Annotated in this window: 20 protein-coding genes and 1 tRNA gene; 17 read left to right on the top strand and 4 right to left on the bottom strand. The window is 66.1% G+C overall.

The window, feature by feature from the left end; all coding sequences use genetic code 11:
- The first annotated feature begins 39 nt into the window (after positions 1–39).
- The 11 genes from rlmB to BAU06_RS16470 all read left to right on the top strand — a co-directional run bounded on the left by rlmB (position 40) and on the right by BAU06_RS16470 (position 10,039).
- Positions 40–777 (top strand): 23S rRNA (guanosine(2251)-2'-O)-methyltransferase RlmB, encoded by a 738-nt coding sequence (gene rlmB / locus BAU06_RS16520; RefSeq protein WP_066352195.1) that lies wholly within the window; start codon positions 40–42, stop codon positions 775–777.
- Positions 778–816: 39 nt separating this feature from the next.
- Entirely contained in the window at positions 817–2,061 is a 1,245-nt protein-coding gene (locus tag BAU06_RS16515; RefSeq protein WP_066352190.1) for a cystathionine gamma-synthase family protein, read from the top strand.
- 13 nt (positions 2,062–2,074) lie between these two features.
- On the top strand, positions 2,075–2,755 hold the full coding sequence (locus BAU06_RS16510; protein ID WP_066352179.1) for a Fe2+-dependent dioxygenase: 681 nt from the start codon (positions 2,075–2,077) through the stop codon (positions 2,753–2,755).
- 315 nt (positions 2,756–3,070) lie between these two features.
- Positions 3,071–3,343 carry an HU family DNA-binding protein gene (locus BAU06_RS16505; RefSeq protein WP_066352168.1) on the top strand — a complete coding sequence of 91 codons (273 nt, stop codon included), beginning with the start codon at positions 3,071–3,073 and terminating at the stop codon, positions 3,341–3,343.
- Positions 3,344–3,539: 196 nt separating this feature from the next.
- Positions 3,540–3,615, top strand: a tRNA-Val gene (locus tag BAU06_RS16500).
- Between the two features lie 379 nt (positions 3,616–3,994).
- A complete protein-coding gene (locus tag BAU06_RS16495; protein ID WP_082993725.1) occupies positions 3,995–4,819 on the top strand; it encodes an energy transducer TonB in 825 nt (274 codons plus the stop codon).
- Position 4,820: 1 nt separating this feature from the next.
- Positions 4,821–5,708, top strand: a complete 888-nt coding sequence (locus BAU06_RS16490) for a MotA/TolQ/ExbB proton channel family protein (RefSeq protein WP_066352162.1) — start codon at positions 4,821–4,823, stop codon at positions 5,706–5,708.
- On the top strand, positions 5,709–6,182 hold the full coding sequence (locus BAU06_RS16485; RefSeq protein ID WP_066352146.1) for an ExbD/TolR family protein: 474 nt from the start codon (positions 5,709–5,711) through the stop codon (positions 6,180–6,182).
- 70 nt (positions 6,183–6,252) lie between these two features.
- Positions 6,253–6,924: a response regulator transcription factor gene (locus BAU06_RS16480; protein ID WP_066352143.1), complete on the top strand. Its 672-nt coding sequence runs from the start codon at positions 6,253–6,255 to the stop codon at positions 6,922–6,924.
- 182 nt (positions 6,925–7,106) lie between these two features.
- Complete coding sequence (locus tag BAU06_RS16475; protein ID WP_066359218.1) at positions 7,107–8,132, top strand: sensor histidine kinase; 1,026 nt, start codon at positions 7,107–7,109, stop codon at positions 8,130–8,132.
- The gene (locus BAU06_RS16470; protein WP_066352140.1) at positions 8,129–10,039 is read left to right on the top strand and encodes a potassium transporter Kup; all 1,911 of its coding nucleotides are present in this window, start codon (positions 8,129–8,131) and stop codon (positions 10,037–10,039) included. Before BAU06_RS16475 ends, BAU06_RS16470 begins: the two co-directional genes overlap by 4 nt.
- Before the next feature lie 111 nt (positions 10,040–10,150).
- Here the strand turns inward: BAU06_RS16470 and argG are convergent, their stop codons facing one another.
- The gene (argG, locus tag BAU06_RS16465) at positions 10,151–11,485 is read right to left on the bottom strand and encodes an argininosuccinate synthase (RefSeq protein ID WP_066352125.1); all 1,335 of its coding nucleotides are present in this window, start codon (positions 11,483–11,485) and stop codon (positions 10,151–10,153) included.
- Between the two features lie 113 nt (positions 11,486–11,598).
- Between argG and BAU06_RS16460 the strand changes: the two genes are divergently transcribed.
- Positions 11,599–12,210, top strand: a complete 612-nt coding sequence (locus BAU06_RS16460) for a DUF4286 family protein (RefSeq protein ID WP_066352114.1) — start codon at positions 11,599–11,601, stop codon at positions 12,208–12,210.
- A 103-nt stretch (positions 12,211–12,313) separates the two neighbouring features.
- Here BAU06_RS16460 and argF read toward each other — a convergent pair whose 3' ends face one another.
- On the bottom strand, positions 12,314–13,255 hold the full coding sequence (argF, locus tag BAU06_RS16455; protein ID WP_066352104.1) for an ornithine carbamoyltransferase: 942 nt from the start codon (positions 13,253–13,255) through the stop codon (positions 12,314–12,316).
- A gap of 275 nt (positions 13,256–13,530) precedes the next feature.
- On the opposite strand from argF, the gene BAU06_RS16450 reads away from it, so the two are divergent.
- On the top strand, positions 13,531–13,824 hold the full coding sequence (locus BAU06_RS16450; protein ID WP_066359217.1) for a DUF3579 domain-containing protein: 294 nt from the start codon (positions 13,531–13,533) through the stop codon (positions 13,822–13,824).
- A 112-nt stretch (positions 13,825–13,936) separates the two neighbouring features.
- Here the strand turns inward: BAU06_RS16450 and BAU06_RS16445 are convergent, their stop codons facing one another.
- Together BAU06_RS16445 and BAU06_RS16440 are read right to left on the bottom strand one after the other, a co-directional pair.
- The gene (locus BAU06_RS16445) at positions 13,937–14,896 is read right to left on the bottom strand and encodes a 2-hydroxyacid dehydrogenase (RefSeq protein ID WP_066352097.1); all 960 of its coding nucleotides are present in this window, start codon (positions 14,894–14,896) and stop codon (positions 13,937–13,939) included.
- A gap of 46 nt (positions 14,897–14,942) precedes the next feature.
- Positions 14,943–15,914 (bottom strand): Bug family tripartite tricarboxylate transporter substrate binding protein, encoded by a 972-nt coding sequence (locus tag BAU06_RS16440; RefSeq protein WP_066352093.1) that lies wholly within the window; start codon positions 15,912–15,914, stop codon positions 14,943–14,945.
- A gap of 246 nt (positions 15,915–16,160) precedes the next feature.
- Between BAU06_RS16440 and BAU06_RS16435 the strand changes: the two genes are divergently transcribed.
- The 4 genes from BAU06_RS16435 to BAU06_RS16420 all read left to right on the top strand — a co-directional run bounded on the left by BAU06_RS16435 (position 16,161) and on the right by BAU06_RS16420 (position 20,146).
- Positions 16,161–17,090 (top strand): dihydrodipicolinate synthase family protein, encoded by a 930-nt coding sequence (locus BAU06_RS16435; RefSeq protein WP_066352089.1) that lies wholly within the window; start codon positions 16,161–16,163, stop codon positions 17,088–17,090.
- 137 nt (positions 17,091–17,227) lie between these two features.
- Entirely contained in the window at positions 17,228–17,929 is a 702-nt protein-coding gene (locus BAU06_RS16430) for a FadR/GntR family transcriptional regulator (RefSeq protein WP_066359216.1), read from the top strand.
- Positions 17,930–18,058: 129 nt separating this feature from the next.
- Positions 18,059–19,099 carry an Ldh family oxidoreductase gene (locus tag BAU06_RS16425; RefSeq protein ID WP_231934110.1) on the top strand — a complete coding sequence of 347 codons (1,041 nt, stop codon included), beginning with the start codon at positions 18,059–18,061 and terminating at the stop codon, positions 19,097–19,099.
- A gap of 45 nt (positions 19,100–19,144) precedes the next feature.
- Positions 19,145–20,146 (top strand): Bug family tripartite tricarboxylate transporter substrate binding protein, encoded by a 1,002-nt coding sequence (locus tag BAU06_RS16420; protein ID WP_066352084.1) that lies wholly within the window; start codon positions 19,145–19,147, stop codon positions 20,144–20,146.
- The last annotated feature ends 2 nt before the right edge of the window (positions 20,147–20,148 follow it).

Here is a 20,148-nt window from a genome sequence, read left to right as displayed (position 1 = left end):
GCCCACGGGGGCGGGGAATTACAAGAGAGGTAGGTTCTTATGGCGTCGACCCAGGTTCTCGCAGGGTTCCACGCGGTGGTGGCGCGTCTGCGCCATGCGCCGTCGTCGATCAAGGAAATTTATGTCGAGGCCTCGCGCCGCGACAAACGCATGGCGTCGCTCGTCGAGCAGGCCGCCACGGCGGGCTGCAAAGTCCATCCCGTGCCGGCCGAGCGGCTGGAGGGCCTGGCGCGGGGTACCCGTCACCAGGGTGTCGTGGCGCTCGCCGAGCCGGCCCAGCTGGCCGTGGACGTGGACGAAGTGCTGGATGTCATCGACGGGCCGGCCTTCCTGCTGGTGCTGGACGGCGTGACCGATCCCCACAATCTGGGAGCTTGCCTGCGCACCGCCGACGCCGCCGGGGTGCATGCCGTTATCGCGCCGCGCGACCGCGCGGTCGGGCTGAACGCCACGGTGCAGCGCGTTGCCTGCGGCGCGGCCGACACCGTGCCCTACATCATGGTCACCAACCTGGCGCGCACCATGCGGCAACTGAAGGAGCGTGACATCTGGCTGGTGGGCACCGACGACCAGGCCACGACTCCGCTGCACGGCGTGGACGCGCGGCGTCCCATGGCCTGGGTCATGGGCGCGGAAGGCGAGGGCATGCGCCGGCTGACGCGGGAGACCTGCGATGAACTCGTGCACATCCCCATGCTGGGTTCGGTGGAAAGCCTGAACGTCAGCGTCGCCAGCGCGGTCTGCCTGTACGAGACCGTGCGTCAGCGCCAGGGGTAAAATCCTTCGCTCAATCCTGCATACCCGGCGCGCGACATCATGGATAAATCCGGCTTTACCACCACCATTCTTCATTCCGACCGGCGCGATGCCGTCGAGCACGGCGCCGTGCACAAGCCCATACATGTGTCGTCGGAATACGGCTATGCCGACGCGCGCGAGCTCGCGGCGGTGTTCCAGGGCAAGGCCGGCTATTCCTATGCCCGCCAGGGCACGCCCACGACCGCGGCGCTGGAAACACGGGTAACCCGGATGGAGCAGGGCGTCGCCACCGTCAGCTTCGCCACCGGCATGGCGGCGCTGGCCGCCGTTTTCACCACGCTGCTGCGCGCCGGCGATCATCTGGTGTCCAGCCAGTTCATCTTCGGCAACACCAACAGCCTGTTCGGCACGCTGGCCGAACTGGGCGTCGAGATCAGTTTTGTCGATGCCACCGATGTCGAGCAGGTCAAGGCGGCAGTGCGGCCGAATACCCGCATGGTGTTCGTCGAGACCATCGCCAACCCCGGCACGCAGGTCGCGGACCTGGCCGGCATCGGCGCGCTGTGCCATGAACGCGGCCTGGTCTATCTGGTCGACAACACCTTGACCTCGCCGTGGCTGCTGCGCGGGATCGACGTGCAGGCCTCGCTGGTCATGAACTCCCTGTCCAAGTACATCGGCGGCCACGGCAATGCGCTGGGCGGCACCATTACCGACACGGGGCTGTTCGACTGGTCCGGCTACAAGAATATTTTCGATTCCTACCGCAAGGGGCCGCCCACCGGCTGGGGGCTTTTCCAGATCAAGAAGAAAGGGCTGCGCGATATGGGCGGCACATTGTCGGCCGATGCCGCGCATCGCATCGCGGTGGGGTCGGAAACGCTGGCCCTGCGGATGCGCCGCCATTGCGACAACGCGCTGGCGCTGGCGCGCATGCTGGACGGCCATCCCGGCGTCTCCAAGGTGTATTACCCGGGCCTGGCTTCGCATCCGCAGCATGCCCGCGCGGCGGAACTGTTCGACGGCCATTTTGGCGGCCTGCTTGGCGTGGAATTGGTGGACGGCATCGATTGTTTTGAATTCCTCAATCGCCTGCAGGTCGTGATACTGGCCACGCACCTGGGCGATACGCGCACGCTGGCCTTGCCGGCGGCCCACACCATCTACTACGAAATGGGCGCGGAGCGGCGTGCGCAGATGGGGATCGCCGACAGTTTCATCCGCGTGTCGGTCGGCATCGAGGACGAGGAAGACCTGCTGGGCGATTTCGACCAGGCCTTGCGCGCCTGTATGAACAGCTAGCGGGAGCGCAACGATGTTGGTCCAGATCGCCGAGATTTTCACCTCCGCCGAAGCCGCCGAAATGCGGCGCCGGCTCGAAGCGGCCGAATGGGTCGACGGCAGGGCGACCGCCGGCCACCAGTCGGCGCGGGTCAAGCAGAATCGCCAATTGGCGGAAAGCAATCCTCTCGCCCAGGAACTCGGCGGTCTGATCGTGCAGCGGCTGACCCGCAATCCGCTTTTCATGGCGGCGGCGCTGCCACGCAAGATCATCCCCCCGCTATTCAATCGCTACGAAGGCGGCGAGAATTTCGGCTACCACGTCGACAACGCCGTGCGGCCCATCACCGGTACGGCGGACCGCGTGCGTACCGATATGTCGGCAACCTTGTTCCTGTCCGAACCCGACACCTACGATGGCGGCGAACTGGTGGTGGACGACCTGTACGGGCCGCGCAGCATCAAGCTGGCGGCCGGCAGCATGGTGCTTTACCCCGGTACCAGCTTGCATCGCGTCAGTCCCGTTACGCGCGGCGCCCGCATCAGTGCCTTCTTCTGGCTGCAAAGCCTGGTGCGCGAAGATGCCCAGCGCACCTTGCTGCTGGAGCTGGATGTCGCGATTCAAAGACTGACGCAGGACGTCAAGGATCACCCCTCGCTGGTGCAATTGACGGGCGTCTACCACAACCTGCTGCGCCGCTGGGTGGACGTCTGACCGGCGCGCGGCGCGTGCCGCCGCGGCCTTTCCCATTACGTGAAACGTGCGGGTCGCGCGGTGTCGCTTTCCAGCCGGAAAGCCAGTAACCACGCGGGTTTTCGACGGATTTTTCCTTGACAGCCTTGTGCGGTCAGGGCCTAATACGCCTCTACGTCGCTCCTGGTTCGCCCGCGCTTTGCCGGTGAAATCATGGGCGGCGTAGCAATTTAAGCGTCGCGGTTTGTCATGCAAACCGTTCAAGAAGAAGTCGTTCGAATGTCCCGGTGGCCGCCCCGGCCGTCGAGGCACCATACCTGTGAGGGGTAATCCTGCATGAACAAAACTGAACTCATCGACCACATCGCCAGCAAAGCGGATATCTCGAAGGCGGCTGCCGGCCGTTGCCTCGACGCGTTGATCGGCGCCGTGAAGTCGACGCTGAAGAAGGGCGGCACCGTTACCTTGGTCGGTTTCGGCACCTTCGCCGTGTCTTCCCGTGCAGCACGCACCGGCCGCAATCCGCGCACCGGCGAAAGCATCAAGATCAAAAAGGCCAAGGTGCCCAAGTTCCGCGCCGGCAAGGCCTTGAAGGACGCGGTCAACTGACCGATCCGCGCATCATGATCGCCTGGCAGGGCGCGGCACAATGAAATCAGCGACGACCAACCGCGACGAGCGACAACGCGCAGGCCGTAACGCGCCGGGTCCGTCCATTGTTCCTGTTCCCCTCGTTTGCGGCCTTGCCGGGCGGCCGCTATAATCCGCGCTTCGCGGTTTGCTTGAAGAGTGGCCCCACTCGATTGGGTGCTTAGCTCAGCTGGTAGAGCGGCGCCCTTACAAGGCGTAGGTCGGGGGTTCGAACCCCTCAGCACCCACCACTCCATTCCCTTCGCAATCGCTGTCCTGCTTTCCCGTCCGCCGCGCGCCTCAGCGTTCGCCATGGCGCCTCCTCCGGTCCGGACACCGCTTTCTTCCCCATCGGTTTATTCCCCATCGCTTTATTCCCGCGCTTTATCGTCCGGCGCCAGATCCGGTTTTGTCCGGTCACGCCGCCTGGCGCGGGCGCTTGCCGCGTCGCGCCTGTGTGTCGGCGCCGCTGACGGGATGGCTGCTTGCCGCGAGCGAAATGCCATGACGGTGCGCTAGAGCACGGTTTTGCGAATAATTCCCATTTGAGATAGCATATCGGACTCATTCCCGTACCGCCGCATGATTAACGCGCGGGGGTCCAACTCAAGTCAGGGCATCGGGCGGTTCATGCCTAGCAACAAAAAGAGCAATTGGTCCACGTCGTCGAATTCCTCCCTGGGCGTCAGGCTGGGAGCGGGAATCATCGTCGTGGCGGCGCATGCCGTAGTCGCGGGGGCGATGCTATCGACGCAGGAAGTCGTGCCGTTGCCGCCGGAAAGCCAGCCCATCATGGTCAGCGTGGTGGAAGCGCCTGTCCCGCAGGTGGCCAAGGCGCCCGAGACCCCCGAGCCTCCCAAGCCGGAAGTGCAGCCGCCCACGCCGCCCGAACCGCAGGTGCAGCCCGAACCGGATCCGCAGCCCGCGCCGCCGGAAAAGGCCGAACCGGAGCCCGAACCCGAGCCGGTCATCGAAAAGCCCCCGGTTCCCGCGCCCAAGCCGAAACCCAAGCCGAAGCCGCAGCCCAAGCCCAAGCCCCAGCCGGTCAAGGAGACGCCGCCGCCGCCCAAGCCGGTGGAGCAGCCGCCCGCGCCGCCGTCCCCGCCGACCGGCGCGCCGGATGGCGCCACGACGACACAGGCCCCGCGCCAGGGACCGCCGCGCGACCAGCCGGAAACCGTGTCCAACATCGAGTACCTGGGGCCGGGACCCTCGGCGGTGTACCCGATGGCGTCCAAGCGCCGGCGGGAAGAGGGCCGGGTCACGGTGCTGGTCGTCGTCAATCCCCAGGGCCTGATCGAGAAGGCCACCGTGGTGGCGTCTTCGGGCTTTCCCAGGTTGGACGAAGCCGCGCTGGATGCCGTGCGCCGCGTTCGCTTCAAGCCCTATATGCGCAATGGCGTCGCCTATACCGTCCAGGCAAGAATCCCGTTCGATTTCAATATAAGGAACTGACATGTCCATCGCACACCACATCGCCATGGTGCTGGCGCAGGCAACGCCCGCCGCGCCGGCCGATCCCGGCGCCGGACAGGCCGGCGGTGCCGCCTTGCAGGCGCCCGCCGCCGCCATGCAGGGCGCTCCCGCTCCCTTGCCCACGCCCGACATGGGCATCATGCATTTCGTCGCGCAGAGCGACATCGTCGGCAAGACGCTGTTCGTGATCCTGATCGTCATGTCGCTGGTCACCTGGTACCTGATCCTGGTCAAGGCGGTCAACAGCACGGTGGTCCGTAAACGCTCGCGCGACTTCCTGAACAAATTCTGGGGCGCCAGCTCGCTGGAGCAGGTCGAGCACGAGATCAGCACGCATGGCGCGCGCGACCCGTTCTCCCACCTGGCATCCCATGCCATGTACGCCCAGGCGCACCATGCCAAGTACGGCGCCACCACGCTCTCCGAGGCCGGATCCAATAGCGAGTTCGTGACCCGCACCATGCGCAAGGTCATCGATGAAGAAACCGCCAAGCTGGAAAACGGCCTGACCGTGCTGGCCTCGGTCGGGTCCACGGCGCCCTTCGTGGGATTGTTCGGCACGGTCTGGGGTGTTTACCACGCGCTGGTCGGGATCGGGCTGGCCGATGGCGTGACGATCAATCGCATCGCCGGTCCCGTGGGCGAGGCGCTGATCATGACCGGGCTGGGCCTGGCCGTGGCGATTCCCGCGGTGCTTGCCTACAACGCCTTCGTGCGCCGCAATCGCGTATTCCTGTCGCGCCTGGACGCCTTCGCCCACGATCTGTTCGCCTTCCTGACCACGGGCCAGCAGGTCGCCCTGTCCGATAGCAAGGTGCGGGCCATGCGCCGCACCGGCGCGGCGCAAGCCACGCGCGGGAGCGAATAAATGGCATTCGGCGGATTCGACAACAAGGGTTCCGGCGGCCACGCGATGTCCGAGATCAATATGGTGCCGCTCATCGACGTGATGCTGGTGCTGCTGGTGATCTTCATCATCACGGCGCCGTTGCTGGCGCATTCGATCCGGATCAATATGCCGCAAGTCAGCGCGGAGCCGGTCAAGGAAGAACCCAAGACCATCGACCTGGCCATCGATGCCAACGGGCAGTTGTTCTGGGACGAGAAGCCGGTGCTGGAAGCCGAACTGGCCGGCCGTTTCGCCGCCGCGGCGGGCGCCCAGCCGCAGCCGGAGCTGCGTATCCGGGCCGACCTGAACACCCGCTACGAAACCCTGGCCAAAGTGATGGGAGCGGCGCGCCGCTCGGGACTGGGCCGCATCGGTTTCGTGACCAATCCGGCACCTTCCCCGGACGGCGGCCCCGTCCCCGCAACCCCGGGCGGTGCCGTCCCCGCAAAATAGCGCGAAATATTTCGCGCCCGGCCGATGGCGGGCTAGCGCGCACCGGCCCGGATCGCGCTAGAATCGCGCCATGCGAGTACTGGTAATCGAAGACGACACAACCCTGGGCCATGCGCTCCAGGAGTTTCTGGCCGACCAGGGGTATGCGGTCGATTGGCTCACCGACGGCGACAAGGTGCTGGGCGCCTTGGCCGGCCAGCCTTACGATCTCCTTCTGCTCGATCTCAACCTGCCCGGCATGAGCGGCCTGGACGTCCTGCGGCAACTGCGCGCGGACGGCAACCAGGTTCCGGTGCTCATACTCACGGCGCGCGACGGCCTGGAAGACCGGGTGGCCGGCCTGGACGCCGGCGCCGACGACTACGTCACCAAGCCTTTCGAACTTCCCGAGCTGGCCGCGCGCGTCCGCGCCTTCTTCCGGCGCCGTAGCGGCCAGGTCCAGCCGCTGATCGAAGTCGGTCCCCTGGTCTTCGATACCGTCGGGCGCGAAGTCCGCGTCAATGGCGAACGCCTGTCGCTGTCCGTACGCGAGCTTTCCGTCCTGGAAATGCTCATGGCCCGTGTCGGCCGGGTGGTCACCAAGCGGCAGATCGTCAATTCCTTGTCAGCGTGGGACGCCGACTTCAGCGAAAACGCGGTGGAAGTCTACGTGTACCGGCTGCGCAAGCGCCTGGAAGGCACCGGCGCCAGTATTCAAACCGTGCGCGGCTTCGGCTACCTGCTGGATGTTGAAGCAGCCTGAGGGCCTGCTTCGGCGCGGTGACCAGTTACCCGGGCTGAATCGTCCGGCCGGGTTGGCCTACGAACATGACCGTGGATATTCCGTCCGACCGCATCCGTAGCAGCCCGCAAAGCCAGCGCAGCCATCGGTCCGCGCGGCTGCTTCCGCGCGGTTCGCTGGCGCGGTACCTTGTCGTGCGGCTGCTGCCCGCCATCCTCCTGCTGGTCCTGCTGGATCTGGCCCTGACGTGGGTCATGACCCACAAAATCGACATGACGCTATGGGAGCTGGAAGATTTCTTCCTGCTCATGGTCGTCGGCCAGATTGTCCTGATGTCGCTATTCGCCTGGGTGGTTGTGCACGGCGTGCGGTCCGGCCTGCGTTCCGTGAACCTGTTGTCCGAGGAGATCCGGCAGCGGTCCATCGACGATATGCAGCCCCTAGAAGTCGCAGGTGTCCCGGCCGAAATGGAGCCGCTGGTATCGCACACCAACGACCTGCTGGCGCGGCTCGATGCATCGCTGGCGGCCCAGCGCCGCTTCATCGGCCATGCGGCGCATCAGTTGCGCACCCCCCTGAGCGGCCTGCGGCTGGAATCCGAACTGATGCTCGCCCGCCCGCTGCCCGACGACGTGCGCGCGCGCGCCGAGCGCATCAAGGCGGTAAGCGACCGCATGATCCGCCTGGGGCAGCAACTGCTGGTGCTGGCACGCGCCGATCCCAATGCGCGGCCGCAGGACAGTTTCGTGCGGGTGGACCTGTGCGAATGGGTGCGCACCACCGGCGCGGAATGGATCCCGCGGGTACGCGCCGCCCAGTTCGAACTGGACCTTAACGCGCCCGACGTTCCCGTATGGGTCGATGCCGATCCGCTGTTGCTGGACGAACTGCTGGGCAATCTGATCGACAATGCGCTGCGCTACGGTCCGCAAGGTGGGCGGATCACGCTGACCGTCGGCAGCAACCCCCCGAGCCTGACCGTCATGGACGACGGCCCCGGCATCCCCGTTGAAGACCAGGACCGGGTGTTCGAGGCCTTCTACCGTTCGCCCGCCGCGACCGCCGGCGGCTCCGGGCTTGGGCTGGCAATCGTGCGCGAAATCGCGCACGCGCACGGCGCATGGTGGAAGCTTTCCAGCCGCCCGGAGTTCCCGGGCACGCGCCTGACGGTGGTATTCCCCGGCCCGCGCAAGGGCGCCCAATTGACCCGACACGACATTCAGGTATGAGCACTGGAACCGCAAGCGCGTCCCCCCTGGCCGCCGCGCCCCATGCGCCTTCTTCCAAGGCGGCCCTGATGATAGGGGCGCTGGGCGTCGTCTATGGCGATATCGGCACCAGCCCGCTCTATACGCTGCGGCAATGCCTGGTCGGCTACGGCGACCTGCAGCCCACGCATGTGCTGGGCGTCCTGTCCATCCTGTTCTGGATGCTGATGCTGGTGGTGTCGTTCAAGTACGTCATGCTGGTCTTGCGCGCGGACAACCGCGGCGAGGGCGGCACGCTGGCACTGCTGGAGCTCGCCATCCGCGGGCGCCAGGGCCGCGTGCGCATGCTGCTGATCGCGCTGGCCATTTTCGGCGCCGCGCTGTTCTACGGCGACAGCATGATCACGCCCGCGATTTCCGTTCTGTCGGCGCTGGAGGGCATCAGCGTCGTGTCGCACCGCTTCGAGCACTGGGTGGTGCCGCTATCGGTGATCGTGCTGATCGGGTTGTTCATGGTGCAGTCGCATGGCACCGGCATGATGGGCAAGCTGTTCGGGCCCATCATGGGCCTGTGGTTCGGTACCCTGGCGCTGCTTGGCCTGTGGCAGATCGTCCAGACGCCGACCATTCTGCACGCCTTGAATCCGATGTGGGGCCTGCATTTCGTGATCGAGTCGCCGCGCGCCAGCTTCGTGCTGCTGGGTTCGGTGGTGCTGGCGCTGACGGGCGCCGAAGCGCTCTACGCGGACATGGGGCACTTTGGCCGGGGAGCGATCCGTCGCGCATGGTTCTGGATGGTGGCGCCGGCGCTGACGCTGTGCTATTTCGGCCAGGGGGCGCTGCTGCTGCGCGACCCGCAAGCCATTAGCAATCCCTTCTTCCTGATGGCGCCCGATTGGGGCGTCGTGCCGCTGGTGTGCCTGGCCACCGTGGCGACCATCATCGCCTCGCAGGCCGTGATTTCCGGTGCGTACTCGATGACCCGCCAGGCCGTGCAACTGGGATATTGGCCGCGCATGGAGATCCTGCACACGTCCGCCATCGAGAAAGGCCAGATTTATCTGCCGCAGGTCAATGCCCTGCTGTTGGTCGCGGTGCTCGTGCTGGTGGTGGTGTTCCGCAGTTCGGACAACCTAGCTGCCGCGTACGGCTTCGCGGTGACGGGGACGATGCTGACCACTTCCGTCCTGCTGTTGTCGCTGATGTCGCGGGCCGCGGTCAGCGGGCCCCGGCGTGCGATGTGGTGGGCTGTGCTTGGCTTTCTGCTCGTCTTCGATCTGTTGCTGTTCTCGGCCAATGCGCTCAAGGTGGAAGAGGGCGGCTGGCTGCCCCTGCTGGTGGGGATCGTGGTTTTCACCCTGATGCTGACGTGGCGGCGCGGCCGTTACCTGCTCAGCCAGCAGCAGCAACGCGACCGCCAGCCGCTGGCCGAGTTCATGGAGCAGCTGGAGCAGTTCCCGCCGGCCCGCGTGCATGGGACAGCCATCTTCATGACGATGAATCCGGGCAATGTGCCGCCGGCGCTGCTGCACAACCTGAAGCACAACAAGGTGCTGCACGATCATGTGCTGTTCCTGACGATACGGGGCGCCGACGTGCCGTATGTGTCGCCGGAAGAGCGCTTTTCGCTGACCAAGCTGAGCGCGTCCAGCTGGCAGGCCGTGGTCACTTATGGCTTCAAGGAAGAACCGGACGTGCCGGACGTGCTGCGCGAGATCGCGGAGGCCTATCCGGAAGTCGATCTGGAGCCGATGCGCACGTCCTACTACCTGTCGCGCCAGACCGTCGTGGCCGCCAAGCGGCCCGCGATGCGGGGGTGGCGGCGCGCGCTGTTTGCCTTCATGGCGCGCAACTCGACGCGCAGCACGAAGTTCTTCAAGATCCCGCCGAACCGCGTGGTGGAGATGGGGATGCAGGTGGAGCTGTAGCCATCGGCGGCCCGCAGCTGCCGGGTCGGTCCGAAAGCACCAAACAAAACGCCGCGGCACTGCCCGCGGCGTTTTGTTTGGTGCGGTGCCGGTTTCCCGGCGCCGCGCGGCTTACTTCTTGTCTTCCTTGATCTGCGGCAGGGCGGCGCCGGCCGAAGGCGCCAGCAGGCCGGCCTTCACATAGGTGAACAGCTTGTCGCGCGTATCGGTGATATCCAGGTTGCGCATCGTGAGCTGGCCGATACGGTCTTGCGGCGAGAACACGGATTCGCCCTTTTCCATCGTCAGGCGTTCCGGCTTGTACGTCAGGTTGGGGGAATCGGTATTGACGATGGAGTAGTCGTTGCCGCGGCGCAGCTCGACGGTGACCTCGCCGGTGACGGCGCGCGCGACCCACCGCTGCGCGGTCTCGCGCAGCATGATGGCCTGCGGGTCGAACCAGCGTCCCTGGTACAGCAGGCGGCCCAGCTTGCGGCCGTTGTCGCGGTACTGCTCGATGGTGTCTTCGTTGTGGATGCCGGTGACCAGGCGCTCGTAGGCGATGAACAGCAGCGCCATGCCGGGAGCTTCGTAGATGCCGCGGCTCTTGGCTTCGATGATGCGGTTCTCGATCTGGTCGCTCATGCCCAGCCCATGGCGCCCGCCGATGCGGTTGGCTTCCAGCATCAGAGCGACCGGGTCGTTGTACTCCACGCCGTTCAGGGCCACCGGGCGGCCTTCCACGAAGCGCACGGTGACTTCCTCGCGCTTGACCTCGACCTCGTCGCGCCAGAAGGCCACGCCCATGATGGGCTGCACGATCCGGATGCCCGAGTTCAGGTGCTCCAGGTCCTTGGCCTCGTGCGTGGCGCCCAGCATGTTGGAGTCGGTGGAATAGGCCTTTTCAGCCGACATGCGGTATTCGAATCCGGCCTGGCGCATGTACTCGGACATTTCCGCGCGGCCGCCCAGCTCGTCGATGAAGGTCTGGTCCAGCCAGGGCTTGTAGATCTTCAGGTCGGGATTGGTCAGCAGGCCGTAGCGGTAGAAGCGCTCGATGTCGTTACCCTTGAACGTGCTGCCGTCGCCCCAGATATTGACGTCGTCTTCCTTCATGGCGGCCACCAGCATGGTGCCCGTCACGGCGCGTCCGATGGGGGTCGTATTGAAATACGTGATGCCGGCCGTGGAAATATGGAAGGCGCCGCTTTGCAGCGCGGCGATGCCTTCGGCCACCAGTTGGCTGCGGCAGTCGACCAGGCGCGCTTTTTCAGCGCCGTACTGCATGGCGCGACGGGGGATCTCGTCGTAGTCCGGTTCATCGGGCTGGCCGAGGTTGGCGGTGTACGCATAGGGCACGGCGCCTTTCTCGCGCATCCAGTGAAGCGCGGCGCTGGTGTCCAGACCGCCTGAAAACGCGATGCCGACCTTCTGGCCGACGGGGATGTGCTGAAGGATGGTTGCCATTGCGTGTGCCCGGGTGGAGAAAACCTGCGATTTTACCGCTTTTGCGGTGGGGTCGCGGCCGTTGCCGCCGGGGCTGTCTTGAGCGACCATGGCGCTTTTTCCGCGAGGAAAGCATGGATCGTTCACCGCAGGGCGGACCGGTATCGTCGGCCGATGTTTTGCTGCTGAAGCTGCCCGGGCAGCGCATGAGCCCCGAGCGCCTGGCGGCGCTGACACGCGAATTGGGGCGGCCAGGGCAGGGCGGCCCGCTTGCCGTACAGGGCTATGCGGGCGTGGACACCGAGGAAACCTACGTCTATTGCCGGTTGGCGGGCCCGGGCGGCCAGGCGCCGCATGACTTGCAGGCTCGCGCGGCGGAAGTCTGTCCCGGCGCCGCCATGCGATGGTTGCGCAGGCTATCGGACCTTCCCGGTGCGTCGGCCGGGCGCCCTGCCGCCTGGCACTACATTGTCGAGACGGATGTGCTGCCCGAGGCCGACCAGGACCTGAACGACTGGTATGACCAGGAACACCTGCCCGGGCTGGCGGGCGTGCCGGGCACCGTGCGGGCGGAACGTTTCGCGTGCCACGAGGCCGCGCCACGCTACCACGCCTGCTATGACCTGGAAACGCTGGAGACGTTCGGCAGCCCGCCGTGGCTCGCGGTACGGGCCACGGCATGGAGCGACCGGGTGCGGCCATCGTTCCGCAATACCAAGCGGACGATGTTCAAGCCCATTGCGTAGATACGCCGCGCGCGGGACGCGACCCGAGCCCGCCCGGCCCACAGGCACCCGGGCCGCCACGCGGGCGGCCCGGACCGGGTCGGCCACGCAGCCGGCATGGCTGTCAGGACAGGCGCCCGAGCAGCAGGAACTCCATCAACGCCTTCTGGACATGAAGGCGGTTTTCCGCCTCGTCCCATACCACGCTTTGCGGGCCGTCGATGACTTCGCCGGTGACTTCCTCGCCCCGATGGGCGGGCAGGCAGTGCATGAAGACCGCGTCCGGCGCGGCCACCGCCATCATGTCGGCGTCCACGCACCAGTCCGCGAAGGCCGCGCGGCGCTGTTCGTTTTCGGCCTCGTAGCCCATGCTGGTCCAGACGTCCGTGGTGACCAGGTGCGCGCCGCGGCAGGCTTCCATCGGGTCCTTGAACTGGCGCAGCACCGTGTCGGGCGGCGAGCCGATGCGCACCGGATCCAGCTCATAGCCGGAGGGCGTCGATACGTGCAGCGTGAACCCCAGCATTTCCGCGGCTTGGAGCCACGTATACGACATGTTGTTGGCGTCGCCCACCCAGGCCACGGTCTTGCCGGCGATCGGCCCGCGGTGCTCCACGTAGGTGAAGATGTCCGCCAGGATCTGGCAGGGATGGAACTCGTTGGTCAGGCCATTGATGACCGGGACGCGCGAATGCGAAGCGAAGCGCTCGATGCGGGTTTGCTCGAAGGTCCGGATCATGACGATGTCGACCATGCGCGAGATCACGCGGGCCGTGTCCTCGATGGGTTCGGCGCGCCCCAGCTGGGAATCGTTGGAGGTCAGGTTGATGACCGATCCGCCCAGTTGGTACATGCCCGCTTCGAAGGAAACGCGCGTGCGCGTGCTGGCCTTCTCGAACACCATCGCCAGCGTGCGGTCGTGCAGCGTCATATGCGGTTCGTAGCGCTTGAACTTGTCCTTGATCAGGCGCGCGCGATCGAGCACGTAGGCGATTTCAGCGGCGGAAAAGTCGCGGAACTGCAGGAAATGGCGCAAGGGGCCGGTTTGGGTGCTTGCTGTTGTCATGGTCGGTCTGCACATCGTTGGTCCCGCCTGCCGAGGGACAGGCGAGGCGCCTCATTATGCCCGTTCTTTTTCAAACGCGTCAGTTGCGGCGGGATGCGTGGAAAAGCAGGGGAAAAGCTGGCCGGAAGACAGCCGTTCGACCTGGAGGCGGGTGGCCGAATACAATGTCGGCAACCATCAATCATATACAATCGGCTTCGCGATCCGCGTATCGCGGCCGGTCATGGACGGCGCGCCGCGCCCGTCGCCGACAGCAGAACCAACGGTATTCCCGCGTGCGACAATTCGTCATCCTAGGTGTTACGGAAGAAGGCCAGCGATTTCGACCCAGCGATTGGGCCGAACGGCTCGCCGGCGTCATGTCGCAGTTCCGCCCCCCGGGTAGCGCCCCCGCCAGTCCGCTGTATTACTCGCCCTACGTGCTGCCCGTCATCATCGATGGCCACAGTAGCGTGGTCGTGGACGAACGCCTGCGGGAACTCGAGCCGCTGGCCTGGAAGTTCGTCATGGATTTCGCCAAGGACAACCGGCTCAAGACGGAAGAACGGGAGATCGTTCCTCCGGCCTAGGCCCAAGGCCTGTGCGTAAGGTATGGGCGTATGGTATGGGCGTATGGTGCGGGCGTAGGGCCGCAGGCTCCGCCCCTGGACCCGCGCCCGCGTATCGTCCTTGCGCCGCGCGCTATGCGGAGACCGGCGTCACCACCTTGCCGGTGCGCAGGTAGGCCTCCAGGTTTTGCAGCATCAGGTCTTCCATATCGCGGCGGGTCTCGTACGTCGCGCTGCCGATATGCGGCAGGAGCACGACGTTGTCGTTGGCCTTCAGGGCATCAGGCACCTTGGGCTCGTGCTCGAAAACGTCCAGCGCCGCATTGCCCAGCTTGCCCTCCTGCAGGGCTTGCACCAGCGCGGCTTCGTCGATGACCGGACCGCGCGCGATGTTGATGATCGTGCCCTTGGGGCCCAGGGCTTCCAGGACCTGGCGCGATATCAGGTGATGCGTGCCCGGGCCGCCGACCGTGGCCACGACCAGGAAATCGGCCCATGCGGCCAGGTCGACCAGCGAGCCTTCATACGCATAAGGGACATCGTCGCGCTTGTTGCGGCTGTGATAGCGCACGTCCATATCGAAACCGGCGCCGCGCTTGGCGATCGCCTGGCCGATGCGGCCAAGGCCGACGATGCCCAGTTTTTTGCCGCTTACGCGGGCGCCGAGCGGGATGCTGCCATGCACCTGGCCCCATCCGCCCGCGCGCACGAAGCGATCGCCGTAGGCAATGCGGCGCGCCGCCGCCAGCATGAGGCCCCAGGCCAGGTCCGCCACGCAGTCCGTCAGGACATCGGGCGTATTGCTGACCTGGACGCCGCGGCGCAGCGCAGCCTGGACGTCGATCGTCTCATAGCCCACGCCCCAGCTGCAGATGGCTTTCAGGTCCGGCAAGGCCTCGATCATGTCGGCCGTGCAACCGAAGCTGGCGGACGTGACCAGCACGTCGATGCCCTTGCCATGTTCGGCAAGGGCGGCCTTGCGGTCGGGGTATTTCCACAATTCGACGACGTCGTAGTCGCGGGCAAGCCGTTCATTCGCGGTGGGGGAGCCGGCATAGGAGCCGACCTGGATGATGCGGTGCTTGGCGGTCATGGGCGTTCGCGTTCGTGGAAAGTCGATGGGCAAAGGTGAGGGTAATTTACTCCAACTTGATGTTGCTCTTCGCGATCACTTCCTGCCAGCGCTTGACCTCGGCTTGCTGGAACTGGGTGAATGCCTCCGGGCTATTGGCCACGACTTCGAAGCCCAGGCCGTGCAGCGTTTTTTCCACCGCGGGATCGCGCAGCGTTTTGCGCAAGCCGTCGGACAGTTGGGCGACGATGTCGGCCGGGGTCGCGGCAGGCACGGCAAAGCCCTGCCAGGAATACACCACCATATCCTTGATGCCCGCTTCGGCCATGGTGGGCACGTCGGGCAGGTCCGGGATGCGCTGGTCGCCCGTCGTGGCCAGCGCCTTCAGCTTGCCCGCCTTGATGTGCGAAAGCACCGCGCCGAGGTTCTGGAACGAAACGTTGACCTGGCTGCCGATCAGGTCGCTGATGGCCGCGGCGCCGCCGCGATAGGGCACGTCCACCCCCGTGCTGTCGGTCTTCTGGCGAAACAGTACGGCCGAGAGATGGTCGGACGAGCCTGTTCCCGATGAGGCATAGGACACCGTGCCCGGATTCTTCTTGGCATAGGCGACGAGCTCGGCCACGGTGTTTGCCGGGAAGCTGGGCGCCGCGACCAGTACGTTGGGGTTGCGCACCGCCATCGTCAGGTACTTGAAGTCCTTGCTCGGGTTGTACGATAAGTCCTTGTAAAGCGCCTGATTGATGGCAAAGGTTCCGATGGAGCCCACCATCATCGTGTAGCCGTCCGGCGTGCTGCGGGCCAGGGCCTGGGCGCCGATCGAGCCATTCGCGCCCGGCTTGTTCTCCACCACGAAGGTCTGGCCGAAGATCTTGTTCATGCCCGGCAGGACCGCCCGCGCGGTGATATCGGAGGAGCCCCCCGGTACGAAGGGGACGATTACGGTCACCGGCTTGTCCGGATACTTGGCGGCGGCAGGCAGGGCCGCGGCCAGGCTCAGGGCGGCGGCCAATGCCACGGTGCGTAGGGGGGATGTCATGGTTGTCTCCTGGCTGTCGTGAAGCCGCGCGTGGCCACGGGAAGCGCCCCGCGCGCCTCGGTTGTTATCAGTCGTCTGACTTCGTGCTTGTAAAACAACTATATGTATTGAGCTGGGATATGTCAACCAAGTATACTTTTGCCTCATGGACGCGGGGCTTGTCGGACAAGTCTGCCGTGCCGCGATGGGCGGGCCCTGCGGCCCGTCGGGCGGCATCCGCGCTTCGCCCAGCAACAGGAGCCCCTCATGAAAACCACGCCCGTTACGGTCGACGACCTGCGCCGTTCGGTGATCGCCGTCCCGCCGCTTGCCCGCAATGCCGACCTGAGCCTGAATACGCAGGCCAATACGGCCCTGCTGCGCCACCTGGAGCAGGGGGGCGTGCGCAGCGTCATGTACGGCGGCAATGCCAACTTCTATAACGTCGCGGTGAGCGAATACGCGCGCATCGTGGACTTCCTGGCGGAACAGGCGGGTACCGATACGTGGGTACTGCCTTCCGCGGGGCCCGATTACGGCAAATTGATGGACCAGGCGGCCATCCTGAAATCGCGGGCGTTTCCGACGGCGATGCTGCTGCCCATGTCTTTCCCGTTCAGCGACGCCGGGCTGGCGGACGGCATCCGCCGCTTCAGCGATGCCATATCCCGCCCCGTGGTGGTCTACATCAAGTCATCCGACTACATTGCGCCCGCCACGCTGGGCCGCCTGGTGGAGGAAGGCCGCATCGTCGCCGTGAAGTACGCCGTGGTGCGACGCGACCCGGCCCAGGATCCGTATCTGTCCGCCCTGTTGAAGGCGGTGGACGCGCGCCTGATGGTAAGCGGCATCGGCGAGCGCCCGGCCATCGTCCATTGCCGCGAGTTCGGCCTGCAGAGTTTCACCTCGGGTTCGGTATGCGTGGCGCCGCGCGGCTCCATGCTGTTGCTGCGGTTGCTGCAGGAAGGCCGGGTGGCCGAGGCCGAGCGCGTCCGCGCGGCCTACATGCCGCTGGAGGACTGCCGCGACGAGATCAGCCCGATACGCGTGTTGCACGACGCGGTGACGCTGGCTGGTGTCGCGGACATGGGGCCGATGCTGCCGCTGCTGACGGGCCTGTCGGCCGCCGAACGCGAACGCGTCGCACCGGTGGCTCGCGCGCTGCTGGCGCGCGATCGCGACATGCAGCCCGCCTGAGCGGCCGCTGCGGGGTTGGCGATGCCGATGGCGTACGATTAGCCATCGATTCAAAGGAGAGTCAGGTGTCCATCAAGCAACGCACGCAGGATGTGGAAGGCGTCCGCGCGGCAGAAGCCGGCGCCGATGGCGCGCGCATGCTCGATCGCAGCCAGCGCGTGCGCCTGGGCGACCAGCTGTATGGACAGATCTTCGACCGCATCGCTTCCGGCGATCTGAATGTGGGCGATAAGCTGCCGTCGGAACACGAGATCTGCGAGCAGTTCGGCGTGTCGCGCCCCGTGGTGCGCGAGGCGCTGCTGCGCTTGCGCGCCGACGGCCTGGTCAGCGCGTACCAGGGGCTCGGCACCTTCGTCATCCATCAGCCGGCGCCGCGGCTGAAAACCTTCGGCGACGTGCAGAACGTCGGGGCGTACCTGCGCGCGCAGGAAGTGCGGGTGGCCCTGGAAGGCGACGCGGCACGGCTGGCGGCGCTGCGTCGTACCGAGGAACAGCTGAAGAAAATCGTCGAGGCGCACGAGTTCTTCGCCCAGGGGCTGGCGCAGGGCCAGGTATCCGCCGAGGCCGACCTGGCCTTCCACGCCAGTATCGCGGAGGCCAGCGGCAATGACTTCTTCCTGGGCGTACTGGAAACCATCCATGAGTCCATACATGGCTTTATGCGGCTGTCGCTCAACCTTACGCGCACCGGTTCGCGGCAGCGCGCCGAGCGGGTGATGGACGAGCACGCCAGCATCCTCGCGGCCATACGCGAACAGGACGGCGAACGCGCGCGTACCGCCATGCAGTTCCATCTGGGGCAGGCCCGCTATCGCCTGGTGGATCGCGACCGGGATTGACGGGGCGTCACCATCGCCCCGCGAACGACTATAGGGAGACAGGCAGTGGCAAGCGAACAGACATCGGGCTTCAATGCCTCGGCGCGATCCGTACGCGAACAGATCGTGCAGGTACTGCGGGCCTGGGGCATGCAGCACGATCTGGCGGATACGGCGGCGGACCTGATGGCCGAGACGGACCTGCTGGGCATCGATTCGCATGGCATCTCCATGCTGCCCAGCTACGAGGACAAGGTGCTGGCCGGTACGCTGGCCATCGGCGCGCGGCCGCGCGTGGTGCGCGATGGGCCCGCGTCGGCACTGTTGGACGGCATGGCCGGCCTGGGCTATCCCGTGGCGGCGCAGGCCATGCACATGGCCGTGGACAAGGCGCTGGAGCAGGGCGTCGGCGCGGTGGCGGTGCGCAATTCCCATCACTTCGGCGCCGCGGGCGTCTATGCGCGCATCGCCGTGCGCCGTGGGGTGGTGGGCCTGGTCACCAGCAGCGCGAACGGCGTCATCATGGTCCCTACCGCCGCGGCCATGCCCATGCTGGGCACCAACCCGATCGCCTTCGCCGCGCCGGCGGCGCAGAACGAACCGTTCGTGCTCGATATGGCGACCACCACGGTGGCGGCCAACAAGGTCAAGGTTTACGACTTCCACGGCAAGCCTTTGCCGCCGGGCTGGGCCATGGACGGACGCGGCGAGCCGGTCACCGATGCGGCGCAGGCCATGGCCTATATCTTCAAACATCCGGAAGGAGGCCTGTCGCCCTTGGGTGGCACGGCCGCGATGAGTAGCCACAAGGGCTACGGGCTCGCCATGATGGCGCAGATCCTGGGCTCCACGCTGACCGGCAGCGGCTTCGCCGCCTTGCACGCCAAACGCCGCGGCCCGCGCGACCCCGACAACATCGGCCATTTCTTCCTGGCCTTGAACCCGGACGCCTTCCGCGACGCCGGCTCTTTCGAGGCCGACCTGGACGACATGATCGACGCCCTGCATGACACGCCGCCGGCGCAGCCCGACGTCCCCGTGCAGGTGGCCGGCGAGCCCGAGGCCCGGGCCCGCGCGCACCGCGAACGCCACGGCATACCCATCCCGCCCGCGCTCGATATCCGCCTGCGCCAAATCTGCGAGCGCTGCAAGGCCGCTTATGTACTGGAACCCGTGACGTCCCAGGCGTGATCGGCCTCCGGGACAAACGACAACATCAATAGCAAGGAGACACGCATGTTCCCCCGTATCGAGTTCAATCGCCTTCGACGCCAGGTACTGCCAGCCGTCGCCCTGGCAATACTGGGATTGGCCGGCGCCCCCGTGCATGCCCAGGAGGGCGCGTGGCCGTCGCATCCCATACGCTTGGTCGTGCCTTTCCCGCCCGGCGGCAGTACCGACGCGGTGGGACGCCTGGTCGCCGCCGAACTGGGCAAGGCGCTGAACCAGACCGTGATCGTGGAAAACAAGGGCGGCGCCAACGGCAATATCGGCTCGGACGTCGTCGCCAAGGCCGCGCCGGACGGCTATACCCTGTTGCTCTCCGGCGTCGGGTCCAATGCGATCAACTATGCGCTGTACGCCAGCATGCCGTACCGGGACAGCGATTTCACGCATATTTCCCTGCTGGCCACCGGCCCTAACGTGCTGGTCGCGAATCCCGATTTCCCGGCCAAGACCTTCAAGGAATTCATTGATCTGGCGAAAGCCAACCCGGGCAAGTACACGCATGCTAGTTCGGGCAATGGTTCCTCCGGCCACCTGGCCATGGAGATGCTGAAGCGCGCGGCGGGCATCGACCTCGTCCACGTGCCGTACAAGGGCGGCGCCGCCGCGATCACGGATACCATCGCCGGACGCGTCTCCGTGTTGTTCCTGAACCAGGATAACGTGCTGCCGCAGGTCAAGGCCGGCAAGCTGCGTGCGCTGGCCGTCGCCAGCGAAAGCCGCAATCCCGCCTATCCCGATACGCCGACCATCGCCGAATCCGGGTATCCGGGTTTCGCCGCCGAATCGTGGTTCGGCCTGTCGGCGCCGGCAAAGACGCCCCCCGCGGTCGTGCAGCGCCTGAGCGAGGCCACCCGGACCGCCTTGGCGGATCCCGCGCTGCGGCAGAAGCTGGAGTCCGTGGGCTTCGTGGTCAGGGGCGATACGCCGCAGCAGTTCGCCGGCTTCGTGACGGCGGAGATCGCGAAATGGGGCAAGGCCGCCAAGGATTCCGGCGCCCGCATGGACTGACG

This window comes from Bordetella bronchialis (assembly GCF_001676705.1).
GTDB lineage: Bacteria > Pseudomonadota > Gammaproteobacteria > Burkholderiales > Burkholderiaceae_B > Bordetella_C > Bordetella_C bronchialis.
The sequence above is the reverse complement of the archived record's forward strand: the minus strand, read 5'-3'. Positions and strand labels throughout refer to the sequence as shown.